Here is a 2,237-nt window from a genome sequence, read left to right as displayed (position 1 = left end):
AAGCTATGTTAGATAAAATGATAGATGAAATTCAAGCTGGAATAAACACTTATGAAACACCCCACATATTAGCACCAGAAAATTTGAAAAGATTTGAAAGCATAAAAGTCCTAAGACAAGCTTTAAACTAATGTTATAAACATTATCCTTTTAAAGCATTAATTTTAGCATACCTGCAATAAGTGCTAATGTAGCAAACTGCAAACCAAACACCCATTTTATAATATCTACCTTGCTTTTTGCTATATCGTCCTTTAATTCTGCTTTTAAGTTGGCATTATCTTGCTTTAACTCTGCTCTAAATTGCATAATTTTAGAATCCATTTTAGATAATTCTGCATGAACTTCTTCTCTTAACTCCGCTATATCTTGCTTTAACTCTGCTTTTAAGTCTAGCATTTCGTTACGCACTTTGACTATATCTTGCTTTAACTCACTTCTTAAATCTGCTATATCTTGTTTTAACTCGCTTCTTAACTCGGCAATTTCTGCTCTTACAAAGTCGTTTGTAGCAATATTGCTTCTTATATCTTTTATGGCTTCTTGTTTAAGATTATTTATATTCTGTATGTCTTCACTTGCTTTATTGCTTACAACTTCATCTAAAATATGTATAACACCTTCGCTTTTATCTTGGAATACTTCACGCACTAAAGCTTTAAAACTCTCATTAAAATTTACACTCATTGTTTTTGCCTTACCGATATTTACACTCACTTTTATATATATTAGCATATCTTATTTTAGAATGGGATAAAGCTATGACAAAAAGTGAAAAAGAACTTTTAAAAAAAGAAGTAAGAACATATTATGAAACTCACTATGAGGATATAAAGCAAGTTGCAAAGCTTTTTAAGGTCAATGAAAGGACTTTGTATAACTGGATACAAACAGAGAAGTGGGAAAAAGGCAAACTCATTAAAAATACAGAGTTAAAGGCGATTACAAATAAGCTTTTAAATGATAAGGACGTGTTAGATAATATAGGTATAGCAAAGAATGCTATTAAGCATAATATGCGTGAGAATATGCAAAATCTATATAGCATTTATGAAGAAAGGATACTTGATAATACTGCTGATGAATTGCTATTAAAGGCTATGAGTGAGACTTTTATACATACTCAAATCACAAAGACTGCATTAATCGCACAAAGTGAGTTTAACAGACTTGCAAGTCTTAGTGTCAATTCTAGCACACCTAATCCTAAAGTGATACAAGCAGCAAAAGATGTAGTAAGTATCTTTACTGATATGAAAAAGTGCTTATATCCTAACCAAGATAATACGCAGGTAAATATTAAGGCTATTTTGAATAATGGGGTTATTAGTAAGGAAGAGATTGCAGGACTTACAGATGAGCAGATTAGGGAGTATTTGGGTAGTGAAACTTTGTAGTGCGTTGTCTTTTGGTCGCTTTTAAGGGAATTATCGCTTTTTGTTTCGGTCATGTATTCTATATACACTCTCTCACAAAAAGCTCAATAACCCTTAAAATCGACTCAAAATACTGCCGCACACAGAATCTGCTTCAATGTTTGTCATGTTGAGACTTTGAAAAAGTCGAAACATCTAGCCTTTAAGTAAGCTAGAGATGTAACGCTATCGCTCAACATGACAAAAGGAAAAGGCATAATGTTAAGGGAAAATCCAATAAGAAAGGATAAATATGGCAAGTTTAACTGATTTAATCCAAAATATGATTCAAGCGAATGAAACTACACAGCAAGAATTGCAATCTACAAAGCAGGAATTTAGCAATCTTAAAGCAGAAGTAGATGAGAAGATAAGCGATGAAAATATATTAGATATTATGCACGAGCAATTTATTAAAGATGAGTATTTCACAAGTGAGAGTTTTTATAATGATATAGGACAAGCCTTAATCAATAAATATGGCTTAGGCAATCTTATAAACTTAGATAGAAATCAAGTCAATGAAGCCATAAAAGAGTATCTAGCAAAGAATCTAGATACAAAGGCGGTAACTGAATATATCATGCAAAATTATACAGGGGAAATACGAGATGCAATGATAAGAAGAATACGCATAGAGAGTAAAAGTGTGCTTGATAATTATGACTTTTCACTGCAGGTGCTGCCACGACTTGAAGTGCTATTTAAAGAGTTTGTAAAAAACTATGAATTAACAAGCTATTTAATGAAAAGCACAGCACAGCTATTTGTAGCACAAGAGAGTAATTTGGCGTTTATGTTAGAGTATATAGTAGCTAAGGA

Annotated in this window: 3 protein-coding genes; 2 read left to right on the top strand and 1 reads right to left on the bottom strand. The window is 32.0% G+C overall.

Features of this window, described 5'->3' with window-relative positions; translation table 11 throughout:
- Window positions 1–150: 150 nt before the first annotated feature.
- Complete coding sequence (locus C6H08_RS11100) at window positions 151–687, bottom strand: coiled-coil domain-containing protein (RefSeq protein WP_233708590.1); 537 nt, start codon at window positions 685–687, stop codon at window positions 151–153.
- A gap of 74 nt (window positions 688–761) precedes the next feature.
- Here C6H08_RS11100 and C6H08_RS11095 point away from each other — a divergent pair, with 74 nt between their 5' ends.
- Entirely contained in the window at window positions 762–1,397 is a 636-nt protein-coding gene (locus C6H08_RS11095) for a hypothetical protein (protein ID WP_034566122.1), read from the top strand.
- Between the two features lie 271 nt (window positions 1,398–1,668).
- On the top strand, window positions 1,669–2,237 hold a 569-nt coding region (locus C6H08_RS11090; RefSeq protein WP_104686213.1), incomplete at its 3' end, for a hypothetical protein.

This window comes from Helicobacter bilis (assembly GCF_900198365.1).
Taxonomy (GTDB): Bacteria; Campylobacterota; Campylobacteria; order Campylobacterales; family Helicobacteraceae; genus Helicobacter_A; species Helicobacter_A bilis_B.
The sequence above is the reverse complement of the archived record's forward strand: the minus strand, read 5'-3'. Positions and strand labels throughout refer to the sequence as shown.